The organism is Pseudomonas sp. G5(2012) (assembly GCF_000408945.1).
GTDB classification, from domain to species: domain Bacteria; phylum Pseudomonadota; class Gammaproteobacteria; order Pseudomonadales; family Pseudomonadaceae; genus Aquipseudomonas; species Aquipseudomonas umsongensis.
The window spans coordinates 31,600-57,935 of sequence record NZ_APIO01000118.1 but is presented as its reverse complement, the minus strand read 5'-3'; the positions used below and the strand labels follow the sequence as shown (position 1 = coordinate 57,935).

General features: G+C 60.2%; 23 protein-coding genes. 12 read left to right on the top strand and 11 right to left on the bottom strand.

All coding sequences use genetic code 11. From position 1 onward, the window contains the following. The first annotated feature begins 224 nt into the window (after nt 1-224). The 6 genes from PG5_RS28495 (at nt 225) to PG5_RS28470 (ending at nt 7,311) form a co-directional block, all read left to right on the top strand. Nucleotides 225-1,241 carry an AraC family transcriptional regulator gene (locus tag PG5_RS28495; protein ID WP_020800548.1) on the top strand — a complete coding sequence of 339 codons (1,017 nt, stop codon included), beginning with the start codon at nt 225-227 and terminating at the stop codon, nt 1,239-1,241. 246 nt (nt 1,242-1,487) lie between these two features. Continuing rightward, complete coding sequence (locus PG5_RS28490; RefSeq protein WP_020800547.1) at nt 1,488-3,152, top strand: AMP-binding protein; 1,665 nt, start codon at nt 1,488-1,490, stop codon at nt 3,150-3,152. Between the two features lie 16 nt (nt 3,153-3,168). Next, nucleotides 3,169-3,930 carry an SDR family NAD(P)-dependent oxidoreductase gene (locus PG5_RS28485; protein ID WP_020800546.1) on the top strand — a complete coding sequence of 254 codons (762 nt, stop codon included), beginning with the start codon at nt 3,169-3,171 and terminating at the stop codon, nt 3,928-3,930. 12 nt (nt 3,931-3,942) lie between these two features. Continuing rightward, the gene (locus PG5_RS28480) at nt 3,943-5,136 is read left to right on the top strand and encodes an acetyl-CoA C-acyltransferase (protein WP_020800545.1); all 1,194 of its coding nucleotides are present in this window, start codon (nt 3,943-3,945) and stop codon (nt 5,134-5,136) included. A 133-nt stretch (nt 5,137-5,269) separates the two neighbouring features. After that, on the top strand, nt 5,270-6,397 hold the full coding sequence (locus tag PG5_RS28475) for an acyl-CoA dehydrogenase (protein WP_020800544.1): 1,128 nt from the start codon (nt 5,270-5,272) through the stop codon (nt 6,395-6,397). A 140-nt stretch (nt 6,398-6,537) separates the two neighbouring features. Beyond that, on the top strand, nt 6,538-7,311 hold the full coding sequence (locus PG5_RS28470; protein WP_020800542.1) for an enoyl-CoA hydratase: 774 nt from the start codon (nt 6,538-6,540) through the stop codon (nt 7,309-7,311). Between the two features lie 105 nt (nt 7,312-7,416). Here the strand turns inward: PG5_RS28470 and PG5_RS28465 are convergent, their stop codons facing one another. The 3 genes from PG5_RS28465 to PG5_RS28455 form a co-directional block, all read right to left on the bottom strand. Beyond that, nucleotides 7,417-8,568, bottom strand: a complete 1,152-nt coding sequence (locus PG5_RS28465) for an acyl-CoA dehydrogenase family protein (RefSeq protein WP_020800541.1) — start codon at nt 8,566-8,568, stop codon at nt 7,417-7,419. 3 nt (nt 8,569-8,571) lie between these two features. Beyond that, entirely contained in the window at nt 8,572-9,678 is a 1,107-nt protein-coding gene (locus PG5_RS28460) for an enoyl-CoA hydratase/isomerase family protein (RefSeq protein ID WP_033042293.1), read from the bottom strand. A 147-nt stretch (nt 9,679-9,825) separates the two neighbouring features. Beyond that, the gene (locus tag PG5_RS28455) at nt 9,826-10,533 is read right to left on the bottom strand and encodes an HPP family protein (protein ID WP_042955820.1); all 708 of its coding nucleotides are present in this window, start codon (nt 10,531-10,533) and stop codon (nt 9,826-9,828) included. Between PG5_RS28455 and PG5_RS34365 the strand changes: the two genes are divergently transcribed. After that, the gene (locus PG5_RS34365; RefSeq protein ID WP_155943756.1) at nt 10,532-10,675 is read left to right on the top strand and encodes a hypothetical protein; all 144 of its coding nucleotides are present in this window, start codon (nt 10,532-10,534) and stop codon (nt 10,673-10,675) included. The genes PG5_RS28455 and PG5_RS34365 overlap by 2 nt on opposite strands. A gap of 15 nt (nt 10,676-10,690) precedes the next feature. Here PG5_RS34365 and PG5_RS28450 read toward each other — a convergent pair whose 3' ends face one another. The 8 genes from PG5_RS28450 to argH all read right to left on the bottom strand — a co-directional run bounded on the left by PG5_RS28450 (nt 10,691) and on the right by argH (nt 19,346). Further along, nucleotides 10,691-11,869, bottom strand: a complete 1,179-nt coding sequence (locus PG5_RS28450; protein WP_020800538.1) for an MFS transporter — start codon at nt 11,867-11,869, stop codon at nt 10,691-10,693. A 151-nt stretch (nt 11,870-12,020) separates the two neighbouring features. Beyond that, on the bottom strand, nt 12,021-13,370 hold the full coding sequence (locus PG5_RS28445) for an MmgE/PrpD family protein (RefSeq protein WP_020800537.1): 1,350 nt from the start codon (nt 13,368-13,370) through the stop codon (nt 12,021-12,023). After that, the gene (locus PG5_RS28440) at nt 13,367-14,254 is read right to left on the bottom strand and encodes a polysaccharide deacetylase (protein ID WP_020800536.1); all 888 of its coding nucleotides are present in this window, start codon (nt 14,252-14,254) and stop codon (nt 13,367-13,369) included. Before PG5_RS28440 ends, PG5_RS28445 begins: the two co-directional genes overlap by 4 nt. Next, the gene (locus PG5_RS28435; RefSeq protein WP_020800535.1) at nt 14,247-15,095 is read right to left on the bottom strand and encodes a polysaccharide deacetylase; all 849 of its coding nucleotides are present in this window, start codon (nt 15,093-15,095) and stop codon (nt 14,247-14,249) included. Before PG5_RS28435 ends, PG5_RS28440 begins: the two co-directional genes overlap by 8 nt. A gap of 153 nt (nt 15,096-15,248) precedes the next feature. Further along, nucleotides 15,249-16,073, bottom strand: a complete 825-nt coding sequence (locus tag PG5_RS28430; protein WP_020800534.1) for an ABC transporter substrate-binding protein — start codon at nt 16,071-16,073, stop codon at nt 15,249-15,251. 38 nt (nt 16,074-16,111) lie between these two features. Next, entirely contained in the window at nt 16,112-16,876 is a 765-nt protein-coding gene (locus PG5_RS28425) for an amino acid ABC transporter ATP-binding protein (RefSeq protein ID WP_008062703.1), read from the bottom strand. 10 nt (nt 16,877-16,886) lie between these two features. After that, complete coding sequence (locus PG5_RS28420) at nt 16,887-17,765, bottom strand: amino acid ABC transporter permease (RefSeq protein WP_020800533.1); 879 nt, start codon at nt 17,763-17,765, stop codon at nt 16,887-16,889. Nucleotides 17,766-17,918: 153 nt separating this feature from the next. Further along, nucleotides 17,919-19,346: an argininosuccinate lyase gene (gene argH, locus PG5_RS28415; RefSeq protein WP_020800532.1), complete on the bottom strand. Its 1,428-nt coding sequence runs from the start codon at nt 19,344-19,346 to the stop codon at nt 17,919-17,921. A 308-nt stretch (nt 19,347-19,654) separates the two neighbouring features. On the opposite strand from argH, the gene PG5_RS28405 reads away from it, so the two are divergent. The 5 genes from PG5_RS28405 (at nt 19,655) to PG5_RS28380 (ending at nt 26,335) form a co-directional block, all read left to right on the top strand. Next, nucleotides 19,655-20,620 (top strand): LysR family transcriptional regulator, encoded by a 966-nt coding sequence (locus PG5_RS28405; protein WP_020800531.1) that lies wholly within the window; start codon nt 19,655-19,657, stop codon nt 20,618-20,620. A gap of 177 nt (nt 20,621-20,797) precedes the next feature. Next, nucleotides 20,798-21,832 carry a hypothetical protein gene (locus tag PG5_RS28395; protein ID WP_020800530.1) on the top strand — a complete coding sequence of 345 codons (1,035 nt, stop codon included), beginning with the start codon at nt 20,798-20,800 and terminating at the stop codon, nt 21,830-21,832. Between the two features lie 36 nt (nt 21,833-21,868). Then, entirely contained in the window at nt 21,869-22,270 is a 402-nt protein-coding gene (locus PG5_RS28390) for a hypothetical protein (RefSeq protein ID WP_042955813.1), read from the top strand. Between the two features lie 41 nt (nt 22,271-22,311). Then, a complete protein-coding gene (locus PG5_RS28385; protein WP_020800528.1) occupies nt 22,312-23,436 on the top strand; it encodes a hypothetical protein in 1,125 nt (374 codons plus the stop codon). A gap of 82 nt (nt 23,437-23,518) precedes the next feature. Then, complete coding sequence (locus tag PG5_RS28380; protein ID WP_020800527.1) at nt 23,519-26,335, top strand: S8 family serine peptidase; 2,817 nt, start codon at nt 23,519-23,521, stop codon at nt 26,333-26,335. Nucleotide 26,336 lies beyond the last annotated feature (1 nt).

Genomic DNA, 26,336 nt, shown 5'->3' with positions numbered 1-26,336 from the left:
GTAAAAGCGAAACCATAAGCGGCCGTTACCGCAGGAATGGATATGTACGCAGTCAACAAAAGATAAGCGGCCGTTACCGCAGGAACGGATATGTACGCAGTCAACAAAAGATAGGCTACCAGCCACCTTCACCGATAAGCCACCTGCTACAGGGATCTGCGCCAGGCAGGCGGCTGCGTTAATATGCCCACCTCCTCGAACCAGAACAGGGCTCGCCTCGCGTAATGTCGGAAAAAGACACCATTTCCATTCAGTTGGTGCGTGAAGCGCTGCTGCAAAGTTGCGAACCGGGCGCAGCTACCGATGAGGTATTGCACAAGGTTGGCATTGATTCGGCGTTGCTCGCCAGCAGCGACGCCCGTGTTGCGGCCAGCGCTTATGCGCGCTTGTGGCGCTTGCTGGCGCGGCGTGGGGATGACGAGTTTTTCGGCATGGACCCGCGCAAGCTCAAATCCGGCAGCCTGGAGTTCCTCTGTCGCTGTGCCATGGTCCAGCCCAGCCTGGCCGCCGGGCTCACCACGGGTTTGAGTTTCCTGTCGTTGATGCTTGAGCGCATGCCTGCCGAGCTGGTTCATCAGCAAAGCCTGGCGGAAATCGTGTTGCTCGAGGACGACCATGAACCGCGTCGGGCCTTCACTTACTTTACCTATTGGATGATCGTGCACGGCGTGGCCTGTTGGCTGGCCGGACGCCGAATTCCGATCCTGGCGATCGAGCTGCGCTGTGCGCAGCCGGATTTCTGCCATGACTATCAGGTGATGTTCTCCGAGAACCTGCGTTTCGACCGACCACGTACACGGATGATCTTTTCCGCTGACTGCCTGGGCCTGCCGATCAAGCGCAGCCTTGAGGAGCTGCGGCGCTTCCTGGCCCATGCGCCGGCCAACATCCTGGTCAAGTACCGCGACCCGCAAAGCCTGGCCAGCCGGATCAAGCAGGACCTGCGGCAACTACCCGCCGAGCAGTGGCCGGAGACCGAAACCTTGGCGCAACGCCTGTGCATGTCGGCCTCGACCCTGCGCCGTCGCCTTGCCGAGGAAGGTCAGACGTATCAGGGGCTCAAGGACAGCGTGCGCAAGGAACTGGCCATCGCCTGGCTGGCGGAACCAGCCATCAGCTTCGCCGACATCGCCGCCCGGCTGGGATTTGCCGATACAAGTTCGTTCTACAAGGCATTTCGCAAATGGTCGGGGTCCAACCCCGGGCATTACCGCAGTTTGATTCTCAACGAATCTCCCTAACCCCCCTGTAGGAGCTGCCGCAGGCTGCGATCTTTTGATCCTGATCTTTTCGGGGCCGCTGAAAAACAGATCAAAAGATCGCAGCCTGCGGCAGCTCCTACAGGGATCGCGTTCCCAGGTTGGTTTTTGGCCAAACCAGTCAAGCAACTTGATAACTTTGACCATTGCCCCACACCCCGCCTGGAGCGAGTATTTCCCTGTTGGTTACGGTTCCCCCACCTAACAAAAAATACAGGGACTCTGGCAATGCGCGATTACTTGTCTGCTGTTTCACAGTTCAACTACCAGCATACCGTCGATGCCGCACTCGCAGGCAATCTGACCGCTCTCAACGCCTGTATCGAATGTTGCGACCGGCATGCGCTCCCTGGGCGTATCGCGTTGTTCTGGGAGGGACGTGACGGCACCAGCGCGACCTACACTTTCACCGACCTGCAGGACAAAGCCGCGCGTTTCGCCAACTTCCTGCTGGCCCAAGGCGTGAAGAAAGGCGACAAAGTCGCCGGGCTCCTGCCACGCAATATCGAATTGCTGATCACCGTGTTTGCCACCTGGCGCATCGGCGCGGTGTATCAACCGTTGTTCACCGCTTTCGGCCCCAAGGCCATCGAGCATCGCCTGGGTAGTTCCGGAGCCAAAGTAGTGGTGACCGACGCGGTCAATCGCTCGAAACTCGCGGAAGTCGCCGACTGCCCAACCATCGTCACCGTCGCAGGTGCCAAAGGGCAGGGCATTGTCCGTGGTGACTACAGCTTCTGGGCCGAACTGGCCAACTACGGCAATGATTGCGAACCGGTGCTGCTGACCGGCGAAGACCCGTTCCTGCTGATGTTTACCTCGGGCACCACTGGCCCTTCAAAAGCGCTGTCGGTGCCGCTCAAGGCCATCGTCGCCTTCAAGGGCTACACCCTTGACGCAGTGGATCTGCGCCCCGAAGACGCCTTCTGGAACCTGGCCGACCCGGGCTGGGCCTATGGCATCTATTTCGGCGTGACAGGTCCGCTGTCCATGGGGCATCCGATTACTTTCTACGATGGTCCGTTCACCCTGGAAAGCACCTGCCGGGTGATCAACAAGTACGGGATCACCAACCTCACCGGCTCACCGACGGCTTATCGCCTGTTGATCGCCGGTGGCGAGGAATTCGCCAGGTCGATCAAGGGCAAGCTGCGCATTGTCAGCAGCGCCGGCGAGCCGCTGAACCCGGAAGTGATCCGTTGGTTCGCCGATAACCTGGACGTGGTCATCCATGACCATTACGGCCAGACCGAACTGGGCATGGTGCTGTGTAACCACCATGGCCTGGAGCACCCGATCCATATGGGCGCCGCCGGTTTTGCCTCGCCCGGCCACCGCATCGTGGTGCTGGACGATGACTACCGGGAACTGGGCGTCGGCCAGCCGGGGATTCTCGCCATCGACCGTACCCAATCGCCGATGTGCTGGTTCGCTGGCTACGAAGGCGCGCCGACCAAGGCCTTCGTCGGCAATTACTACTTGAGCGGCGACACGGTCGAGTGGAACCCGGACGGCAGCATCAGCTTCGTCGGCCGTAGCGACGACGTGATCACCACCTCCGGCTACCGCGTCGGCCCGTTCGATGTGGAAAGCGCATTGATCGAGCACCCGGCGGTGGTGGAAGCCGCAGTGGTCGGCAAACCCGATCCGGAGCGCACCGAGCTGGTCAAGGCCTTCGTCGTGATCTGCTCGCAATACCGCGCAACCCCGGAGCTGGCCGAAGAGTTGCGCCAATACGTGCGCAAGCGCCTGGCGGCGCACTCGTATCCCCGCGAAATCGAATTTGTCAGCGAGTTGCCGAAAACCCCAAGCGGCAAATTGCAGCGCTTTATCTTGCGCAACCAGGAAGTCGCCAAGGCTCAAGAGGCCGCGGCGAAGAACGTTCCAGCTTGAATCCAAGGAAACAATCATGCAGATCGAAAACAAGGTTTTTCTCGTCACCGGCGGTGCTTCCGGCCTCGGTGCGGCCACTGCTGAAATGCTGGTCGCGGCCGGCGCCAAGGTGATGCTGGTGGACATGAATGCCGAGGCTGTCGCGGCGCAGGCCCAGCGCCTGGGCGCGCAAAGCGTGGTGGCAGACATCAGCAGCGAAGCAGCGGCCGAGGCCGCGGTGCAGGCAACGGTCAAGGCCTTCGGTGGCCTCAATGGCCTGGTCAACTGTGCCGGCATCGTGCGTGGCGAAAAGATCCTGGGCAAGAACGGTCCGCATGCGCTGGCAAGCTTCAGCCAGGTGATCAACGTCAACCTGATCGGCAGCTTCAACATGTTGCGCCTGGCCTCGGCGGCGATTGCCGAAACCGAAGCGGACGCCGATGGCGAGCGCGGCGTGATCATCAACACCGCCTCTGCGGCGGCTTACGACGGCCAGATCGGCCAGGCGGCGTACTCGGCGTCCAAGGGGGCGATCGTCAGCCTGACCTTGCCGGCCGCCCGTGAACTGGCGCGCTTCGGTATCCGCGTGATGACCATCGCCCCGGGCATTTTCGAAACGCCGATGATGGCCGGCATGACCCAGGAAGTGCGCGACTCCCTGGCTGCCGGCGTGCCGTTTCCACCGCGCCTGGGCAAACCCGCCGAGTACGCTTCGCTGGTCCGGCATATCATTGAAAACAGCATGCTCAATGGCGAGGTGATCCGTCTCGACGGTGCCTTGCGCATGGCGGCCAAATAAGGAGGATTTGTCATGACTATTGCCAACGATCCAATTGTTATCGTCAGCGCCGTGCGCACCCCGATGGGCGGCTTCCAGGGCGAACTGAAAAGCCTCACGGCGCCGCAACTCGGTGCCGCCGCCATCAAGGCCGCGGTGGAACGTGCTGGCGTTGCCAGCGATGCCGTCGACGAAGTGCTGTTCGGCTGCGTATTGCCTGCCGGCCAGGGCCAGGCGCCTGCGCGTCAGGCGGCACTGGGCGCCGGCCTGGATAAATCGACCCGTTGCACCACCCTCAACAAGATGTGCGGCTCGGGCATGGAAGCGGCCATCCTGGCCCATGACATGCTGGTGGCCGGCAGCGCCGAGGTGGTAGTCGCCGGTGGCATGGAAAGCATGTCCAACGCGCCGTACCTGTTGGACCGTGCACGCAGTGGCTACCGCATGGGGCATGGCCGGGTGCTGGATTCAATGTTCCTCGACGGCCTGGAAGACGCCTACGACAAGGGACGCCTGATGGGTACCTTCGCCGAAGACTGCGCCGAAACCAATGGTTTCAGCCGCGAAGCCCAGGATGCGTTTGCGGTGGCCTCGACCACCCGCGCCCAGCAGGCCATCAAGGACGGCAGCTTCAAGGACGAGATCGTGCCGTTGACCGTCACCGTCGGCAAGGAACAGGTGACGATCAGCAACGACGAGCAGCCACCGAAAGCCCGACTGGACAAGATTGCCTCGCTGAAACCGGCGTTTCGCGATGGCGGTACCGTGACGGCGGCCAACTCCAGCTCCATCTCCGACGGCGCGGCGGCACTGGTGCTGATGCGCCGTTCCGAAGCCGACAAGCGTGGCCTCAAGCCACTGGCGGTGATCCACGGTCATGCGGCATTCGCCGATACGCCGAGCCTGTTCCCGGTGGCACCGGTGGGCGCGATCGAGAAATTGATGAAGAAAACCGGCTGGTCGCTGAACGACGTGGACCTGGTGGAAGTCAACGAAGCCTTCGCCGTGGTCAGCCTGGTGACCATGACCAAGCTGGAAATCCCTCACGAAAAACTCAACGTGCACGGCGGCGCCTGTGCCCTCGGCCACCCCATTGGCGCCTCTGGCGCACGGATCCTGGTGACCTTGCTCTCGGCCCTGCGCCAGAAAGGCCTGAAGCGCGGCGTTGCAGCGATTTGCATCGGTGGCGGCGAAGCGACGGCCATGGCCGTGGAATGCCTCTACTAACACGACCCCTGTAGGAGCTGCCGCAGGCTGCGATCTTTTGATCTTGATCTTTAAAAGCAACATCAAAAGATCGCAGCCTCGTTTCACTCGTCAGCTCCTACACAGGGAGCGATTACCTTTTCAAGGAATGGTCATGATCCCCAATGACGAACAGCAGCAAATACGCGACGCGGCCCGGGACTTTGCCCAGGAACGGCTGAAACCGTTCGCCGCCGAATGGGACCGTGAACACCGCTTTCCCAAGGAGGCCATCACCGAGATGGGCGAGCTGGGCTTCTTCGGCATGCTGGTGCCGGAGCAGTGGGGCGGTTGCGATACCGGTTACCTGGCCTACGCCATGGCCCTGGAGGAAATCGCCGCGGGCGACGGTGCCTGCTCGACCATCATGAGCGTGCACAACTCGGTAGGTTGCGTGCCGATTCTCAACTACGGCAACGACGATCAGAAAGAGCGCTTCCTCAAGCCCCTGGCCAGTGGCGCGATGCTGGGTGCTTTCGCCCTCACCGAACCCCAGGCCGGCTCCGACGCCAGCGGCCTGAAAACCCGTGCGCGCCTGGACGGTGATCACTACGTGCTCAACGGCTGCAAGCAGTTCATCACCTCCGGGCAGAACGCCGGGGTGGTAATCGTGTTCGCCGTGACCGACCCGTCGGCCGGCAAGCGCGGCATCACGGCGTTCATCGTGCCCACCGATTCGCCGGGCTACAAAGTCGCCCGGGTCGAGGACAAGCTCGGCCAGCATGCCTCGGACACCTGCCAGATTCTCTTCGAAGAGGTGAAAGTGCCAGTGGCCAATCGCCTGGGTGAAGAGGGCGAAGGCTACCGGATCGCCCTGGCCAACCTTGAAGGCGGGCGTGTCGGCATCGCCTCGCAATCGGTGGGCATGGCTCGCGCCGCCTTCGAAGCGGCCCGCGACTATGCCCGTGAGCGCGAGAGCTTCGGCAAGCCGATCATCGAGCACCAGGCCGTGGCCTTCCGCCTGGCGGACATGGCGACCCAGATCGCCGTGGCGCGGCAGATGGTGCATTACGCGGCGGCGCTTCGAGACAGCGGCAAGCCAGCGTTGGTGGAAGCATCGATGGCCAAGCTGTTCGCATCCGAAATGGCCGAGAAGGTATGCTCGTCGGCGTTGCAAACATTGGGTGGCTACGGCTACTTGAACGACTTCCCGCTGGAGCGGATCTACCGCGACGTGCGGGTCTGCCAGATCTACGAAGGCACCAGCGATATTCAACGCATGGTCATTTCACGCAATCTTTGAAAAGGAACCCCTGTAGGAGCGAGCATGCTCGCGATGGTGGTCAACGATGACGCTGGGTGCCTGATACCCCACAGCGTTCTCTGGTTCATCGCGAGCATGCTCGCTCCTACAGGGACCGAGTGCTTAGCAGGAGTCAATTAATGAACTACGAAACGATTTTGCTGGAAACCCATGGCCGGGTCGGCCTGATTACCCTCAACCGCCCGCAGGCGCTGAACGCGTTGAACGCGCAGATCGTCAGCGAACTGAACCACGCCCTCGACGGCTTTGAGGCCGACTCGAACATCGGTTGCATCGTCCTGACCGGTTCGAAAAAGGCCTTTGCCGCCGGTGCTGACATCAAGGAAATGGCCGAGCTGACCTATCCGCAGATCTATATCGACGACCTGTTCAGCGACAGCGACCGCGTGGCCAACCGTCGCAAGCCGATCATCGCCGCCGTCAACGGCTTCGCCCTGGGCGGTGGCTGTGAGCTGGCACTGATGTGCGACTTCATCCTGGCCGGTGATAACGCCAAGTTCGGCCAGCCGGAAATCAACCTCGGCGTGTTGCCGGGCATGGGTGGCACCCAGCGCCTGACCCGCGCCGTGGGCAAGGCCAAGGCCATGGAGATGTGCTTGAGCGGGCGTTTGATCGATGCCGTGGAAGCGGAGCGTTGCGGCATCGTGGCGCGCATCGTGCCGAGCGATGAATTGCTGGATGAAGCGCTGAAAGTCGCGGCGTTGATTGCCAAGAAGTCGCTGCCGATTGCGATGATGGTCAAGGAAAGCGTGAACCGTGCCTTTGAAGTGAGCTTGTCCGAAGGCGTGCGCTTTGAACGTCGGGTGTTCCATGCGGCGTTTGCGACGCAGGATCAGAAGGAAGGGATGGCGGCGTTTATTGCCAAGCGTGAGGCCGAGTTCCAGGGCAAGTGATGTAGTGGCCTGCGGGCCTCTTCGCGAGCAGGCTCGCTCCCACAGGGATCTCATTCACGCTGAGGTCCCATGTGGGAGCGAGCCTGCTCGCGAAGCTCTCAAGCTTTAAAGTGGGTAATTCTTCAATTCGCGGGCAATCACCATCCGCTGAATCTCGCTCGACCCTTCATAGATCTGCGTGATCCGCGCATCCCGGTAATACTTCTCGACCGGGTAATCTTCCAGATACCCATACCCGCCGTGAATCTGAATCGCTGACGAGCAGACTTTCTCGGCCATTTCCGAAGCAAACAGCTTGGCCTGCGAGGCCTCTGACAGGCATAGCTTGCCGGCCGTGCGCAGGCGTGCCGCGTGCAGGATCATCAGCCGCGCTGCGTTCAGTTGCATGTGCATGTCGGCCAGCAGGTTGGCGATACTCTGGTGTTCATTAATCGTTTTGCCGAACTGCACGCGCTCGCGGGAATAGGTCAGCGCCGCTTCGAATGCCGCGCGGGCAATGCCCAGCGCCTGGGCGGCGATGCCGATGCGGCCGCCTTCGAGGTTGGACAGGGCAATGGCCAGGCCCTTGCCGCGTTCACCCAGCAGATTGGCCTCGGCAATGGTGCAGTTGTTCAGAGTGACCGCACAGGTATCGGAGGCACGGATGCCCATTTTGTGTTCGGTGCGATCGACGATAAAGCCAGGGGTATCGGTCGGTACCAGGAACGCCGAAATGCCGCGCTTGCCAAGCTCCGGGTCGGTCACGGCAAACACGATGGCCAACTTGGCCCGTTTGCCGTTGCTGACAAACTGCTTGGCGCCGTTGAGCACCCACTGGCCATCGCGCAATTCGGCGCGGGTGCGCAGGTTGTGCGCCTCGGAACCGGCTTGGGGTTCGGTCAGGCAGAAGCACCCAATGACCTGGCCGCTGGCAAGATCGGCCAGCCAGGTTTGTTTCTGCTCTTCGCTGCCATAGTTGAGCACCGGCCCGCAGCCCACCGAGTTGTGGATGCTCATGAACGCGCCGGTGGCGCCATCGCCAGCAGAGATTTCCTCCACCGCCAAGGCGTAGGCAACATAGTCGACATAGGTGCCGCCCCATTCCTCGGGCACCACCATGCCCAACAGGCCCAACTCACCCATCTTCGCCACCAGGGCATCGTCGATCCAGCCGGCTTTTTCCCAGGCCTGGGCGTGGGGCGCGATTTCGCCCCGGGCAAAGTCCCGGGCCATGTCGCGGATCATGACTTGTTCTTCAGTCAATTCGAGGTCGTGCATGATTCAGCTCCCGCTCTCATCGAAACCGTTGAAGAAACTCGCTACATGTTCGGCGTCCAGCGCCTGCAGGGTCGGTGGGTTCCAGCGCGGATTCTTGTCTTTGTCGATCAGCAGGGCGCGCACGCCTTCGATCAGGTCGCCGCGCTCGAACCACTGGCGGTCCAGGTGCAGTTCAAGGGCGAAGCACTGTTCAAGGCTCAGGTGCCGGCCGCGCCGGAGCATTTCCAGGGTCACGCCCATCGCCAGGGGCGAGCGGGTCTGCAGCAGGTCGGCGGTGGTCGTCGCCCACTCATGGCTGTCGGCGACCGTTACCTCACGCATTTGTTCCACAATACTCGGCACATCGGGCAAGGCGAAGAAATGGTCGATAGCCGGGCGCAAGGCGGCCAGCGGCGCATCGGGCAACTGTTGCACCCCGAGCTTCGCCAGCAGGCCCTGAAGGTCCTTCAATGGCGTGTCGTGCCATTGCAGTTGATCGAGTCTGTCATCCAGCGTGGCCAGCTTGCTGCTGTCCAGATACCAATCGGCCAGACCGCAGTACAGCGCATCGGCCGCGCGGATCTGCACGCCGCTGACGCCCAGGTATATCCCCAGTTCCCCGGGGATGCGCGGCAGGAAGTAACTGCCGCCGACGTCCGGGAAATAACCGATGCCGACTTCAGGCATCGCCAGTCGACTTTTCTCGGTGACCACCCGCAGGTCGGCGCCTTGCACCAGGCCCATGCCGCCGCCCAGCACGAAGCCGTCCATCAAGGCCAGCACCGGTTTGCGGTAATGATGAATCGCGAGGTCGAGGGCGTATTCCTCGACGAAGAAGTCTTGGTGCAGGGTGTCGCCGCTCTTGAAACTGTCGTAGAGCGAGCGAATGTCGCCACCGGCACAGAAGGCTTTTTCGCCGGCGCCGCGCAGCACCACCGCATGCACCTGTTCATCCTGTGCCCAGGCGTCGAGCTGACGTTGCAGGTCGCGCACCATTTCCAGGGTAATGGCGTTGAGACCGGCGGGGCGGTTGAGGGTCAGGTGACCGATGTGGTTGCGGACCTCGGCCAGCACTTCATTTTGCGTGGCGACCATGGACGAAGTCCCCTTCGATAAAACCTCAGCAGTCATCACTAACTCCCTGCTTTTATTGTTCTTTATAGACAAGCTCGCGCGCGAGCGATGCAGGATCGTAACAGTGCAAATTTGCCTCGTACAACCGGAAAATGTGCAGGTGCTTTCTGCATTTTTGCAGAAGCAAACGAAAAACAGTCCGGTTCAGGCGCTACGGCTTAGCACCTCGCCAATACTGCGCCGCCTGGCCTGCAACTCAGTGGCATGGATCAGCTGTTCAAGGTCTTCAGGGGTAACGTCAATGAAGGCCTCCATCTGCGCCAGGGCCAGTTTCAGGTCCTGGGCGGTGATCGCCTGGCTGTCGACAGGAGGGTGGTCGGCGGGAACGACGGCCACCGGTTCGCTGGCGCGTTTCGGGTAACGGATGCGCGTCAAGTTGTTGTAGGCCAAGGCGCTGAACAGCATGGTCAATGCGGCGAGCATCACCGGGCCCAGGGCTTTCCAGCCCATGGCAATGGTCGCGGGGTCCGCCAGCACCATCAGCAATGCCAGTGCCCCGGCCGGCGGGTGCAGGCAACGCAGCCAGCACATCAGGATCAGCGCCATGCCCGCCGCGAGACACGCGCTGCCCAGGGTCCGACCCAGCACGTGGGCCACCAGCAACGCTACCACCGCAGCACTCAAGTAGCCGCCGAGAATCGACCAGGGTTGCGCGAGCGCGCCGGAAGACACGGCAAACAGCAAGACCGCCGAGGCACCCAGCGGACCGACCAGGTGCTGCGCCACTTGCATGCCGAATACCTGAGCGCACAGCCAGACGCTGAACATTGTTCCCAGCGCCATGCCGATGGCAGCGCGACTCCATTCCGAAGGGCGGGTGTTGATGGCGGCGGGCAACCAGCGAGCAAGCATGATGAACATCGTTCCATTAAAAACCGAGGAAAAAAAAGGGCTTGCCTGGGAAACCCGGAAAGCCCTTGAAGTTGTTCCAACTGTTGGGGGAGGAACGGCGACAGTGTGCCGTGCCTTTCCTATGCTGACAAATTCATATTAATGAAGCTTCAGTTCATTATTTCTGATGTATCGCCACGCGCCGGCCACTCATGAAACACAGGAAACCGCCCATGGCCGTCAGCGCGCTCAAGGCGTAGAACATGGTCGGCGCCGGGGTGTGCATCAACAGGAAGCCGCAGATCACCGGGCTCAGGGCGCCACCGAGGGCGGCCAGGTTTTGCGCGCCGTAGTAGCTGCCGCGCAGTTCTTCCGGGGCCAGGGTGTCGACGAAGAGGAATTCGGCCGGGTAGATGATCATTTCGCCGAGGGTGAAGATGAACATCGCCACGCACCAGCCCACCAGGCTGTCGGCCAGGCTAAAACCGATCAGCCCGACAATGAACAGGCTGGTGCCGCCCGCGATCCAGTAACGCAGTTGCTCACGGTTGAGGAAGCGGCCGATCTGGTATTGCAGCAGGATCACGCTGATCGCATTGCAGGCGAGCAGGGCCGCCATGGTTTCCAGGGCGCGCTTGGAATCTTCGGTCACCAGCAGGTATTGCGACAGGTACAGGGTGAAGCGCCCGTGCACCACGGTGCTGAGCAGGCAGCCGCAGGTGAACATGATCAGCGTGCGGTCGTTTTTCAGGGTGACCAGGGTCTTGAGGAAGCTCTGTGGTTGGCTGACTGTCGGTGTCTGCGCTGAGTCCCTGGGGATACCCAGCATCAGGAAGATGCTGAAAAACGCGATCCCCCCGGCGATTAGGAAAGGCGCGATCGAATACACCCCGGCAATCACCACGCCGAGCATGGGGCCGGTGGCGTAACCGATGTTGGTCAGGGTGTAGCGCAGGGAAAACGCCTTGGCGCGTTGGCCCATGGGCAGGTTTTCGCTGAGGATCGCCTTGGAGCCAATGAGGAACAAGGCCGACGCAGTCTCGGTGATGACCAGCGTCAGGGTGGTCAGGTAGAGGTTTTCGGCAAAGGTCAGCAGCACGAAGCCGATGGCGCTGGAAAGCATCGCCAGGATCAGCAACCGGCGTTTTTCCAGGCGGTCGATGATGTAGCCGCCATACAGGGCGAGCAGGGTGGCGATGAACACCGCGATGCCCAGCAGCAAGCCGACGTCCTGTTGGTTGAGGCCCAGTTTGTTGCTCAGGAACAGGGTGAGCAGCGGGCTGGTGATGGCGCGGCTGACGACGATGGTCAGCGAAACGATCATCAGCCGGCGAATAACGAGCGAGTAAGTGGCCACGGGGGTGCTAATGTCCTTATTCAGATTCTGTAGTGTCCGACGCGATACCGAGTTGCTGCCATTCGCGGGCAAGCCTCGCTCCTACAAGGGCGTCGCAAACCTGTAGGAGCGAGGCTTGCCCGCGAAGACGCCGGATCAGACCACGCAATCATCACGTCAGCCACCTCTCAATCGTGCGCAGCGATTCCAGCGCTTCCAGCCGCCACAACTGCCCCAGTAATTCCTCAGCCTGCCCCCGCGGCATCACCCGCTCTGCCAGGCTGAAGAATTTCTCCTCCAGCGCCGCATCACTCAACGGGTTACCCGGCGCCCCCAAGGGCGGATCGACGCACAGGCTCGCCTGCCGACCGTCCACGGTCCGCACGCTCACCACGGGTTCGCCATCCTCGGACAGTTGCGGGTCCACTTCAAGACGAATGCGCGACATCCACGGGGCAATGCGCGGATCGCCGCGCAAGTCATCGTCGTACGCCTGCAGACGGCAATGACCGTGCACCAGCCGCGCCGCCAGCGCATAGGGCAGGCTCATTTGCGCCGCCGCCTGGCTCGCGACGTCATGGCCGCCGCACATGTCCTTTAGAAAACCGCACAACGAAACCTGAATGTCTTCAACCTGATCAACCTGCACATCGAGCTGCTCGAGCAACAGGCCCAGGGCGTCGATGGCCGAATGCGTACCCCGGCAGGAAGCGTAGGGCTTGATCGAGCAACGGGCGAGTTTCCACACGTCGCCCAGCCCGGCATCCAGCGCCTCGGGGTTGGAAGTGGGGGCGGCGAGGGTATTGAGAAATCCGCCCCAGACGTCATCAAATAACCGGGTTGGTCCACTGATGCCTTGCCGGGCAAAGCGCGCCGCGAGCAAACCGCCTTCGGCGGCTCGACCACTGTGCAGTTTCTTGCTTTGCGAACCATCGTGGATGAAGGCCCACAAGCCACCGCTGAAACTGCCGGCGATGCCCAGGGCCGACAAGGTCTGCCCGGCGTCCAGGCGCAGGATCCGCGCGCAGGCCGCCGCCGCGCCGAACACCCCGCAGGTGGCGGTGGAATGCCAGCCGGCGCCGTTATGGGCCGAGTAACCGCCGCAGGCTTCGAGCACCCGGCGACCGACTTCGTAGCCGATCACCACGGCGGTGATGAACTCGCGTCCCGTCATCGGTTGATCGGACAGCGACACCGCGGCCATCACCGCCGGTATCACCACTGCGCCGGAATGATCGCAGCCGCCGGTGTCGTCCAGTTCCAGGGCGTGGGCGGCGATGCCATTGAGCATCGCGGCCTGTGCCGCGCCAACCCGCTGTTGGGTGCCCCAGATCAAGCTGCTGCCAGCTTCGCCTTGGTAAACCTCGCGCGCCGTTCGCGCCACATCGCTCCCGGCCCCGGCCAGGGTCGCGCCGAAGGTATCGAGGATGTGTCGCTTGGCTTGCTCGACCAGCGCCGGTGGCAGGTCTTCGAATCGTGTATCGGTGCAAAACTGCGCCAGTCGCTGCAGGCGTCCGCTCATGACAGGTAATCCCGATAATGCCGTTCGAACACGCACGCCGGATGATCCTCGGGCACGGGTGCGGCGGTTTGCGCCCACCACCGGGCGACTTCGGCGCCGGTGGCGATCCACACGTCATCGTGCTGCAAAATCCCTTCGAGCAATTCGCGCAACACCGCGATGCGCCCGGGCGTGGCAATGATTTCCGGGTGCAGGCGCAACACGTAGCACAAGCCAAAACGGTGGAAGCCGGCGAAGTCCATTTGCAGGTTGCCCAGGGTGTGGCTGTAGGAAGCGATCCGTGATTGCGCCGGTGGTACTGCCGGGCTGAGGTTGAACGCGAAGTAAGGTTCGTCCTCCAGTTCGTAGTGCAACGGCAACTCGATCACCTGCGGGGCTGTCGGGTGCGCGAACGGTAGATCATCGCCGCGCCATGACGACGACCACTCAATACCCTGGTCCTGCAGCGCCTCGATGAAACCCGGCGCTGCGTTGCCGGCCGGAATGCGAAAGCCGCTGGGGCGCTGGCCGGTCAGCGCCTTCAATGCGGCGCATCCCTTGGCCACCTCGGCACTTTGTGCGCTGAGGTCGAGCGTGTCGTAGTTCTGGTGGCGATACCCGGCGCAGGCGATTTCATGTCCGCCGGTGGTGATTGCGTGGATGTGGCTGGGGTTTTCTTCGGCGACGATGCCGGGGACGAACCAGCTGCTGCAGACACCGAGCTCCTTGAACAGAGCGAGCAGTCGTTCCACGCCGCGCTGGGTGCCGTAGCGCCAGACCGACAGGGTCTTGTCGCGTCCGGCCACTTCCGGGGCCTGGGTGAGAATGCCGTGGATGTCGTTGTAATCGACGGTCAGCACCACGGCGCAGCGATAGCCTTTGGGCCAGACGGTGGACTCAGCCATGGTGATGCTCCTTGAGCCACCAGCGGGCGACGTCACGGCAGGTGGCGAACCAGACGTCGTCGCGCTGGCGCATGTGTTCGAAGAGTTTTTCCAGCAACAGGATGCGCCCCGGTTTGCCGGTGATCTTGGGGTGGAACAGGGTGGTCAGGCACAACCCTTCGTTCATCGCACCGTCGTATTCGCGGCACCAGTTGTCCAGGGTCAGCGAGTAGCTCGCGGTGCGGTCCAGCCCGGACGGGAAGTCCGGGGCCCGGGTGTAGGCGATGGAGGCGTAGTCGTCCATTTCCCAGCGCCCGGGGATTTCTACCAGCGGCGTGGCATGGCCCGGCACGTTGACCAGGTACGGCCGGTCATCGCCGCGCATGCTGCTGGAGTAGCTCACGCCTGCCTCTACCAGCATGGCCGGGGTTTCGGCGCGCCAGTCGCCAGAGGGCGTGCGGAAGCCTTCGGCGCGGATGTTCAAATGCTTCCAGAACACTTCGCGGGAAAGCTTCATGACGTCCTTTTGCTGTTCCAGCGTCAGGGCGTAAAAGGATTCGTGTTTGTAGCCGTGATAAGCCACCTCATGCCCGCGCTCGACAATCGCCTGGCACTGTTTAGGCCAGTTCTCCACGACCCAGGCCGGGACGAAGAACGTCGTCGGGATGCGGAACTCATCGAGCAAATCGAGAATCCGCGGCAATGCCCGGTAGGGGCCGTAACCGCCGAATCCGAAGTACTCGGGCTTGCGCCAGATCGAACCGTTGAGCATGGCATCGCCGGTCGGGCCGTCGAGGTCGAAGGCTAGGGCCAGGCAGGCCTTGTGCTGGTCGGGCCAGGTGGGTTGGGGTAAGGAGGACATCAGTGGTGCTCCAGCTATCTATAAATACACACCAAACCCTTGTAGGAGTGAGCCTGCTCGCGATGACGGTGGCACATTCAACATCTTCATCGACTGGCATGCCGCCATCGCGAGCAGGCTCGCTCCTACAGTGGGATGGGGTTGCCTGTGCGGTTATTTGCCGGCGTTGATGGTCACGGTCTTGATCGCACCCAGTTCCAGGTCCCACTTCTTCAGGATGGCCTGGTAGCTGCCGTCATCGATCATGCTCTGCAGGGCAACCTTCACCGCTTCGCTCAACTCAGGTTTTTTCTTGCTCACGCCAAGGCCGGTGAACTGCGAGGAGATCGGCAGGCCCACGGTCTTGTACATGTCCTTTTCCTGGGTCTTGAGGTACGGCAGGGTTTCGCTGCCCTGCATGGCCGCATCGATACGGCTCTGGCGCAGTTGCGCACGGGCGTCGGCCGAGCCTTCGGTGCCGATCACGTTAATCGCAGGCTTGCCCGCGGCTTCACAGTTGGCCTTGCTCCACTCGGCGATTTCCGCCGGGAAGGTGGTACGGCGGCTGGTGCCGACCTTCTTGCCGCACAGGTCGATGATCTCGTTGGTGGCCGCGTTTTTCTGCAGGGTGTAGAACTGCGGGCCGCTGGTGAAGTAGTCGACGAAGGTCACGCTGGCCTGGCGCTCCTTGGTGTCGGTCATGCCCGACAGCACCATGTCCACGCGGTCGGTGGTCAGGGCGTTGATCATTTGCTCGAAGCCGGTTTCCTGCCATTTGATCTTCACCCCCAGGCGTTCGGCCAGGGCGTTGCCCAGGTCAACGTCCAGCCCGGTGAGGGTGTTGGTGGCCGGGTCCTTGAAGTCCATCGGCGGGTAGTTGGGCATGATCGCGACGACGATCTCGCCTTTTTCCTTGATGCTGGCCGGCAACTCGGCAGCAAAGCTGAAGCCGGATGCCATAACGCCTGCGAGTACTGCTGGAATAACGAAGTTCTTCATGGTCGTTCTCTTATGAGTGTTGTGAGCGCTAAAGGGCACTAGGTTCGAACGGCAGAAATGAAGCTTTGGGTGCGTGGGTTTTGCGGACTTATTAGTATTTCTTCGGGGCTTCCTGCCTCCACGATCTGTCCGCCGTCCATGAACACCATGCGGTTGGAGACTTCGCGAGCGAAGCCCAGTTCATGGGTGACGACGATCATGGTCATGCCGGTCTGCGCCAGGTCGCGCATCACCGACAGCACCTCACCGACCAGTTCCGGGTCGAGTGCCGAAGTGGGTTCATCGAACAGCATCAGCTTGGGGCGCATGGCCAGGGCGCGGGCAATCGCCACCCGCTGTTGCTGGCCACCCGAGAGTTCGATCGGGTAGCTGTTGCGCTTGTCGGCCAGGCCGACCCGGGCCAGCAATTCCACGGCTTCTTCGTGCGCCTCCTTGGGCGAACGCTTGAGCACCTGGCAGGGCCCCTCGATGATGTTTTGCAGCACGGTCATGTGCGGGAACAGGTTGAAGCGCTGGAACACCATGCCGGTGGACAGGCGCTGGCGGGCGATCTGCGACTCGTTGAGTTCGTGCAGCTTGTTGCCGACGACGCGATAGCCCACCAGTTCGCCGTCGACCCACAGGCCGCCCTTGTCGATCTTCTCCAGCTGGTTCACGCAACGCAGCAAGGTGCTTTTACCGGAGCCGGACGGGCCGATGATGCACAGCACTTCGCCTTGCTCGACTTCGATATTGATGTCCTTGAGGGCGTGGAAATGGTCGTAGTACTTGTTCAGGCTCACGGCCTTGACGATGCTTCTCATGTTGGGCTCCTCAAGAACGCTTGCCGGCGCCGCGAGCGAAACGACGCTCCAGACGGCTTTGACCGAAGGACAGGACGGTGACGGTGGCCAGGTACCAGATACCGGCGACGATCAGCAGCTCCATCACGCGGGCGTTGGCGTAGTAGATGTTCTGGGCGTTGTAGAGCAGTTCCGAGTACTGGATCACGCTCGCCAGGGAGGTCATTTTCACCATGCCGATGAATTCGTTGCCCACCGGCGGAATGATGACCCGCATGGCCTGGGGCAGGATGATCCGGCGCAAGGCCTGCAGGCGCGGCATGCCGATCGACTTGGCGGCTTCATACTGGCCGGTGTCCACCGAGAGCAGGCCGGCGCGCACCACTTCGGCGGTGTAGGCGCCCTGGTTGATGCTCAAGCCGAGCAGGGCGGCGACGAAGGGCGTCATCAGGCTCACGGTGTCCAGTTCGAACAGGCTGGGGATGCCGATGGTGGGGAAGATCAACGCCAGGTTGAACCACAACAGCAGTTGCAGGATCAGCGGCGTGCCGCGAAACAGCCAGGTGTAGGTCACCGCCACGTAGCGCAGGATCGGGTTGGCCGACATGCGCATGATCGCGGTGATCACCCCGAACACGATGCCCAGCGCCATTGCCAGCACCGCCATGACGATGGTGTTGAGCAAGCCCCACATGATCGCCTGGGAAGTGAGGAACTGGCCGATGTAGGACCATTCGATCTTACCTTCGGCAAAAGCCCGCACCAGGCCGATGATGGCAATGACGATCACCGTGGCGAAGAAAATCCGCCCGTAGTAACGCCGTGGCACATGATCGTACTGGGTAATGTCGAACTGGTTTTCCGCCAGTTTGCGCTCCGCCTGGAGTCGTTCTGCTTGTGTCTGGCTCATGGTTGTTTCTCCGTACACTGTTCTCTCAAATCCACCACATTCCCCTGTAGGAGCGAAGCTTGCTCGCGAAAGCGGTGTGTCATTCACCACTGATGCTGACTGGCATGGCCTCTTCGCGGGCAAGCCTCGCTCCTACAGGGGGTTGGTCGCCTATCAGAGGCGGAAGCCCTGATAGTCCTCGGTCCAGACCTGCTGGGCGGCGAGGGCGGTTTTCAGGCGGGCGATCTGTTCGCGTACCTGTTGCGGCGCGGTGCCGCCCCAACCACTGCGTGCAGCAATGGCGGCTTCCAGGGTCAGGCTGTCGCGCACCTGTGGCGTCAGGCGCGGGTCGATCTCGGCCAGCAACGCAGGCGACGCTTCCCACAGTTCGATGTCGTGTTTCTCGCAGGCCTGGACCAGCGCCCCGGTGATTTCGTGGGCCTCCTTGAACGGTACGCCGCGCACCGCCAGCCAGTCGGCGACTTCGGTGGCGAGGGTGAACCCCAGGGGCGCCTGGCGCCGCAATTCTTCGACGTTGACCTTCATGGTCGCCACCATCCCGGCCATGGCCGGCAGCACCAGCAGCAGGGTGTCGACGCTGTCGAGCACGCCGTGCTTGTCTTCGCTCAAGTCGCGGTTGTAGGACAGCGGCAGGGATTTGAGGGTGGACAGCAGACCGGTCAGGTTGCCGATCAGGCGGCCGGCCTTGCCCCGGGCCAGTTCGGCGATGTCCGGGTTTTTCTTCTGCGGCATGATCGAACTGCCGGTGGCGTAGGCGTCGTCCAGGAAGACCCAGCGGAATTGGCGCGAGGACCACAGGCAGAACTCTTCGGCGAGCCGGGAAATGTTGACCCCGAGCATGCTGGCGATGAACAGGAACTCCGCGACGTGGTCGCGGCTGGCGACGGCGTCGATGGAGTTTTCACACACGCCGCGGTAACCCATCTCCTGCGCCGACTGCTGTGGCAGGCGCGCAATGGCCGACCCCGCCATCGCTGCCGCGCCCAGTGGCGACAGCGAGGTACGCACATCCCAGTCCACCAGCCGCTGGACGTCGCGCAGCATCGATTGGGCGTGGGCCAGCAGGTGATGGGCAAACACGATCGGCTGGGCTTGCTGCAAGTGGGTGAAGCCGGGGCAGATGCTTTCGATGTGTTGCTCGGCCTGGTCCACCAGCGCCTGCTGCAAGGCCAGCACTTCAACGGCCAGGGTGCGCACATGGTCACGCAGGAACAGCCGCAGATCGTTGGCGGTCTGGTCGTTGCGCGAGCGGCCTGCGCGCAGCTTGCCGCCCAGCGCGCCAAGACGCTCGGTCAGCAGGCGTTCGATGAAGGTGTGGACGTCTTCGTCGTCGAGGGTCGGGGCAATGCTGCCGGCGCGAAAGTCAGCGCCGATGCCTTCCAGGGCGTCGAGCATGGTCCGGGTTTCCTGTTCGCTCAGCAACCCGGCGCGCTGCAGTTCCCGGGCATGGGCCTTGGAGCCGGCGAGGTCATACGGGGTCAGGCGAAAGTAGCGTTCCGGGCAACGGGACAGCGCGGCCAGGGCTTCGGACGGACCGCTTTTGAAGCGAGCTCCCCAGAGACGGTCGGTGGTTTGAGACATTGTTGTTTTCCTCGTCGATAAGCGGATTGAAATCGCAGTGCCGGACTTGCCGTGAGTGCCGAAGAGCATTCGGGCGCAATCAGGCCAAATCAGGTTTCAAGGGCAGGGGAAAAATACAGTTGCCGGGGAGGCGGAAGCTGATCGTAGTGTCAGCTTTTATTGTTTCGAGAACAGTCAGTTGGCACTGATGTTCGGGATTTTTTGGCGGTTGCCAAGCCTGGTTTTCTGTGTTCATTATTATTAGGTCAGCTATGTTTTTGTTGTTGGACACAGGTTGTTGAATGTGGCGCCAGAGGTAAATAAGCATTATGGAAACCCCACTTTCCAATTCCGGAAACCCGCCGCCGAAAACGCTGCAACGGGCACCGCTGGCCCTCAGTGGGCTGGATTTCAAGCTGCTCAAGGTATTCAAGGCGGTGGTCGAGGCCGGCGGTTTCAGTGCGGCACAAAACGAGTTGAATGTGGGCTTGGCGGCGATCAGCAAACAGATCTCCGACCTTGAGATCCGTATCGGTATGCGCCTGTGCACCCGAGGTCGCGAGGGTTTCCACCTGACCGAAGAAGGGCGCTTGGTGTATCAGGCCTCGATTGATTTATTTGCCTCGGTTGACAACTTCCGTGATCGCCTTAGTTCAGCGAAAAATGAACTTGTTGGGGATCTTGGTATTGGGGTTATTGATAATACGATTTCCGATCCATTATCGCCGTTAGTTAGCGCTCTTAGAACAATAAATGAGCACTCGCCAAAAGTAAGGTTTCAACTTCAAGCGTCGCAGCTCGATGAGATCGAACGGGGTGTCGTCGAGGGTCGACTGGTGGCCGGTATCGTTCCGGTTTATCAACGGCGGGAAGAGTTCGATTACTACCCATTGTATGAGGAACGCTCGGAAGTTTACTGCGCGTTGGGTCACCCGTTGTTCGATGCGCCGGCGGATCAGATGAGCAGCAACATGCTCAAGGACTACGAATGCATCAACCACCGCTACGCAATCCATCGCGACAAGCTCAACTTCGCCAACTACGACAGCTTTTCCGCTTCGGCGACTCAGGTTGAGGCCGTGGCGCTGCTCATCAGGACCGGTCGATTCGTTGGGTTTCTACCGCAGCATTACGCCGCGAACTGGGTGGCGCAAGGGCAGTTTCGGGCGCTGTGTCCGGAGCTGATTCATATCGTCACGCCGTTCAATCTGATCCTTCGTCACAACACTGTCCGCAGTCCGTTGGTCAAAGCGTTTGCTCAGGCGTTGGGTGTGGACTTGAAGGCGGCAGCCTAAGCTCGACGGTTTTTTGACAGTTCTGCAGTCGAGCAATTCAGGCGACTGATTTGCAACGATTTGCAATATTGTCGTACCCGGCTAGGCTACAGAAAGCATCACTTCATGTGCCCTGAAGTCGCTGAGCAGTAGAGCCATGATCGATAAACCCCACTCAACTTGTGCGGAGATCGTTCCATGAAGCTTAGCGCTACCCTTGGCATGTCCATCACGGACTTTTGCCAGAACAAATTTACCCATCCCGACGACAATCATTGTGCCCATTTCGTTTGTCACGTACTGAGCCTGGATGTCGGGTACTCCTGCCGCACTCATACGAGAGGCAGGCATCCTGGCGCATGCATTCGCGTCCAGGAACTCTTTACTGAATGCCCCAGTGTCGGCAATTGGGGCAGTCAGCCGCCAGGCATGTGCCTGGTCTTCGTTACCGACAAAACAAATGTCAACCTCGCCGGTCATGTGATGCGCAACGTGCCGAAGAAACATGTCGGGATTTTTAGCGGTGGCTTCATCTACAACTATTCGAACAAGCAAGACATCGTCGTCAAGCAGACGCCTGAGGCTTTTCTCGATCGGTTCAAGAACACCTATGGAGGTAACCAAGGTCTGTTTTACGGCACGTTTCCTCCTGGAGCGGATGTCCCCGAACCAGAGCAAGCCATGCCCGAGGGAGCCCCACCGGCGGCCATCCAACCCCAGGCAATTGGTCCAACCCCTGTGATACGCAAAGTCCTTGCTACTGCAACCAGGCACGATTATTTCGCGACACTGGGTGATGAGCCTGAGTTCTACGTGGGACGAGAGACTGCCTACAAATCATTGCGTGGGTTGGCGCAGCCATCGGGCAAACTTTCTGGTCCGCGCTATGAAATACCGCGATTTACAGACGACTACGGGCCGGTCGCGGCCATGTTGGGGATCATTGCTGCTGGCGAAAGTGACGGCCATTTCAACCGATTGAACAGCTACGATAGAGCGGCTTTCACCTTCGGTTTTTTCCAGCTGGCGGCCCATACGCCGAGGGATAACCTCATTCTTTTGTTCCGTAAACTGGCTGTCGATAATGCGGGTTTCCGGGAGCTTTTCCCGGACCTTGAAGTGGTTGACGGGAAGCTGCATCGAATGTCGGGCGCGCACGCGATCAGCCTTGAGATCGAGTACCCGCGTCCGGCCAAACCGAGCGAAATGAACCTTTCCGACTTCATGCGCTAACTCAATGCCGATGGCACTCAGGTCGACGATGTCGAGTTGAGCGCTGCCAGCCGACTTATCCATCTGGCAAATACCGATGACGCTTTCAATGGGATGCAAGTGAACCTGGCAGCGCAAATCGTGATGCGCCGTATGCGCAACTCCTACAGCGTCATGTATGACTTGAACGGGGTTTCGGACCTGGTTTGCGCCGCAATCGCTGACATCCACCATCAGGGGCGAGGCTTGAAAACCCAGGTGAAGGCAGCGCTGGCGGGGTCAAGCACAGTGAAGGGCAGGCTTGACCTGCTCTGCAAAATAGGCGCGGATGATTATCCGGAACGCTGCCGGACACTGAAAAAGGCCTTGATGCAGGCTAAGAGTGATGGGTTTCTGGGTAAAAGCGTTTTCGACAAAGCCAGTGGCTTGTTTCGCCCGGGAAGCGGCTGGGAGGAATGAAGTTTCAACCGTTGCGCAAAGCACCTCAGGAGGGCTGCACCATGCCGGTTTATCGAATCGTTGACGATGCCATTTTGGAAGAAACTGAGTACCGTGCTCGCGCTGATGAGATCGCAGAACATCTCGCGTTGCGTTCCGAAGGACTGGTGAAGGGACCACTACCGTTGAGTTTTGGTCGTGAACTGGGCTCTGAGCCGATCTTACTGGAACCAAGGCTGGAAGTTACAGAAGCCGGGAGCTTCACGCCCATTGGAATCGGCAAGCCATTGACCGTCGAACTTCGTCATGTCTACACGGGTCGTCTTCCCAAATCAGGAAGATTATTCGGCAGGCGCAAGGACGTAGCCGTCATTTCGAGTGTCAAGGATTATTCGATATTTGCTGCCAGCTCTCGGGCGCTTAACTTTATTGAGCGACAGCTCGAAGCACACAGCCATTTGAAAGTGCCCAGCGCCTTTTCGAACGGTACACCGGTAATTGCGTACTACCCATCGGTGGTTGCCGACAGTCTCACGCTCAGCGTTGAGTTGGCGACTGATGATTTCCCCGAAGAGTTTGTTGAACAGGCCAGCAAGGGGCTGCAGGCGGCAGGTGGCATTCCTCTGTTAATGCCGTATGCGGGTTATCTACTCGGGGCTGGAGTGATAGTTCACTTGGCAGGGAATCTCTCAAATGTACTGCTCGACGGCGGGGCAGAGTTTACAATCACAGAATCAATACCTTTCGACTCTCCTGGTGTGCCTGGCGCGCGTGCCGACTTCCGCCTGCTTTGCCATGCGCAGAACTTGCCGATTGACTATGACTACGTAGCGGGGCAGGGCCTCGTCCACCGAGAAACCAAGGCGCTCTATGCCGGCGACGAACCCTACATAGTCATTAGCCTCGACGGCAAGAGTCGGCCGGGGTTGGAGGAGTTCGCACCCACAATAGCCAGTGCATCGGTTCTAAAACGGTTTTTCGATATTGGTGACAAGGGAGAGGCGTCGGTCGACGCAATCATGGAGGGGCTCAAGCTTGCCTCCGACATGCGATTTCGCGATCAGGCGCTCCAGATGAAGCAGCGAATCGCGAAACTCCCTGATGACGATCCTGACCGCGCGCGGCTGGAAGCCAAATATTCCGCATTGGTCAAAAATATTGTTAATTCGCTTTTCCTCCCCTCATGACGTCAGCCCTTTAACTGCCAGGAAAGTGTCGCAAAAACTTCAAGGCGCCTTGTTAGCAAGATGCAAAAGCAGGAGTCATGAGATGGAGTATCTGAATCTGTTACGCGAAATATTGGCCAGTACCGACGCTGCTGTACCAGTATCGAACTCAGGCAAAGCGTTCCCTGCATATGAGCTGCGTTTTATCCTGGAGTATGTGCAGAAACCGGATCTGGCTACAGAGCAGGAGCGAGTTTCATCCGCGCTGCGTTCATCCCGCTTCCAACTCCTTGAGTTGGATGCGGCATTGGAAAAATTTCTTGTTCTACGTTTCATCGGAGTCGAACGAACACTGGCGCCGCGGGAACTGTTCGCCATTGGTTACGCCCTCGCCGATGTACTTGAACTGGTCAGTGCTGAACCTGACGTGGGTTCCGATTTTTTTGCTGACCCAGAGCAAGAGATTGAGAATCCGACTATCGAGGCCACCAATGTTCTGGACGGTTTGTGTTGGGTCAAGGGTGACGCACCGCCAGACCGGCGTTGGGCATTACAGATTGCCGGGGTAACCGATGCGTGGGCCATGAGTCGTGGCGATGGCATTGTGGTAGGGCAACCAGACACCGGGATCACGAAGCATGATCAGTTGGGAGACGAGATGCTGGATATGACTCGGGCTTTCGACATCATCGATGGAGATGCTGACCCACAAGACCCTCTCTCGTCCGAGATGGCCAACCCCGGCCATGGCACCGGAACGGCCAGTGTCGTTGCCGGCAAAGAGACGGCACAGATGAGTGGCGTGGCGCCGCAAGCACGCGTGGCACCGATACGCTGCATTGAAGATGTGAAAGTTTTCAATGCTGCACCCGTTGCTGCCGCTATTGCCCACGCTGAACGGGCAGGTTGCCACATTATATCAATGAGTCTGGGAGGCGTTCCCAGTCGGGCGTTGCATGCCGCGGTACGCGTGGCGATTGAAAGTGATCTCATCGTCATCGCCGCTGCGGGTAATTGTGTGCGCACCGTAGTCTGGCCGGCCCGTTACAAGGAGGTGATAGCCGTTGCGGGCACCAACATTGACAACAAGCCCTGGAAAGGCAGTTGCCGTGGCGGCTCGGTTGATATTTGCGCACCAGCGGAGTTCGTATGGCGGGCGCAGCGTAACTCGGTATCCGATCCTGCCTCAATCGTGAGCGGTGGTCAGGGCACATCCTTCGCTGCAGCCATGGTCGCCGGTATCGCAGCGTTGTGGTTGGCCCATCATGGGCGGGATGCCGTGATCACAGAGGCGCGGCAAAGAGGCGTTTCGGTCCAGCGGCTGTTCAAGGTGGCGCTGCAATCGACCGCCAAACGGCCGCCTGACTGGGATGTCGAAGATTTCGGTCCTGGTGTCATCCATGCCAGGAATCTGCTGGACTTGAAGCTGGCTGAAATTCCCCTTGCGCATTCCGAGGTCGCCGAAGAACCTGTCCAGTCCATGCAGCGACTTCTCGATGAGGAATTCGGTCCTGCCGCGAGCGATACCGGTTTTCCATGGGACAGGTATGAGTCCGAGATCGCCATGATTGCTCTCAACCAGGCGAGATTGACGGGGTCGGCCGGGACTTTGAAAACGGAAGCGAAGACTCAAGGAACAAGACCTTCACCCCAGTTGAGTGAAGCCGCGTCGCAGTCTGCGGATACGAGATTGCTGCGATTTGCCGAGCGATCGGGAAAAACCAGCCTCTCTCGCCCACCCAGCGTCGCACCTGGCGCTCTACAGATCACTCGAATGCGCATAGGGTTGCCACGTAAGGGGTTGGGCCTGGAAAGCGCAGGGGTGTTTGACCCGCAAAAGGCACGTAGTTATCTGCTTGGCACAGGTAAAGTGGAACAGATTGACCGTTTCGCCAAGTTACTTGACGCAGGAAGGCCTCTTGATGCCAAGGACCGCAACCTGGTCATTGGCTCGATCGAAGAAGGCATAGATCAGTTCGTCCAGGGACGACCGTTGAATTTGAGTGGTTTGATGGGGCTGGAGGCGTTGGTTCGTTTAACGGGAAGACCAGCACTGCGGGTACGCAACAACGACATCGATGAGAATGATCCCCGGGTTAAAGAGTGGCAGGACCAGCTTTTTCTAGCCAAGCAAGACAATAGCTTGCAGAACCGAATGGCCAAGGTTGGGCGAATTGATGTCGACGGCGTGCATATGGGGACAGGATTTGTGGTCGGAACGGGGATCGTCCTGACGAACCGTCATGTGCTTCAGACCTTTGCCGCGCCCGTCCCCACGCGAAACAATCCGCAAAAGTGGATAGTGACCAGTGCCCGCGTCACGATCGATTTTGCCGATGAGCCCAGCTCAGAGACTACGGCGACTCGGTTCCACATCAAGTCGGTCATTGGGGCCGGACCTGATGAAATTCGTGATGATCTGATTGATTTCACCTGCCTGGACGCGGCTTTGCTGGAAGTCGAAACCGTTAATAGCGTTGGCAAGACACTTCCCGCACCGATGGAGCTGGTACGTGATAAAGGTAAATCAGACCCAGGCAAAGTGATTTTCATGGTGGGTTACCCAGGTCGGCCTTCCGTCCTGCCGCGTGATGCCGCCGGGAAAATCGATGTCGAAATCGCAGCTCGCTTGAACCAACTGTTTGGTGCTGACTACGGCACCAAGTATCTCTCTCCCGGAGAGATCATGCTGGCCTCCGGGCAATCCGAGCGTGATGCCAGAAAATGGATGTTGACACATGATGCCACGACGCTGGGAGGATGTTCGGGTTCATTTATTGTTAACCAGGATGACCCGATGGGGGTCGTCGGCCTGCATTTTGGAGGACACTGGATGCGTGAGAACTACGCGCATTCCATGGGGGCTCTAGCTGCTGGCGAAAACTTCCTGTTGCGCACCGACATCAACTGGAAGGGCTAAA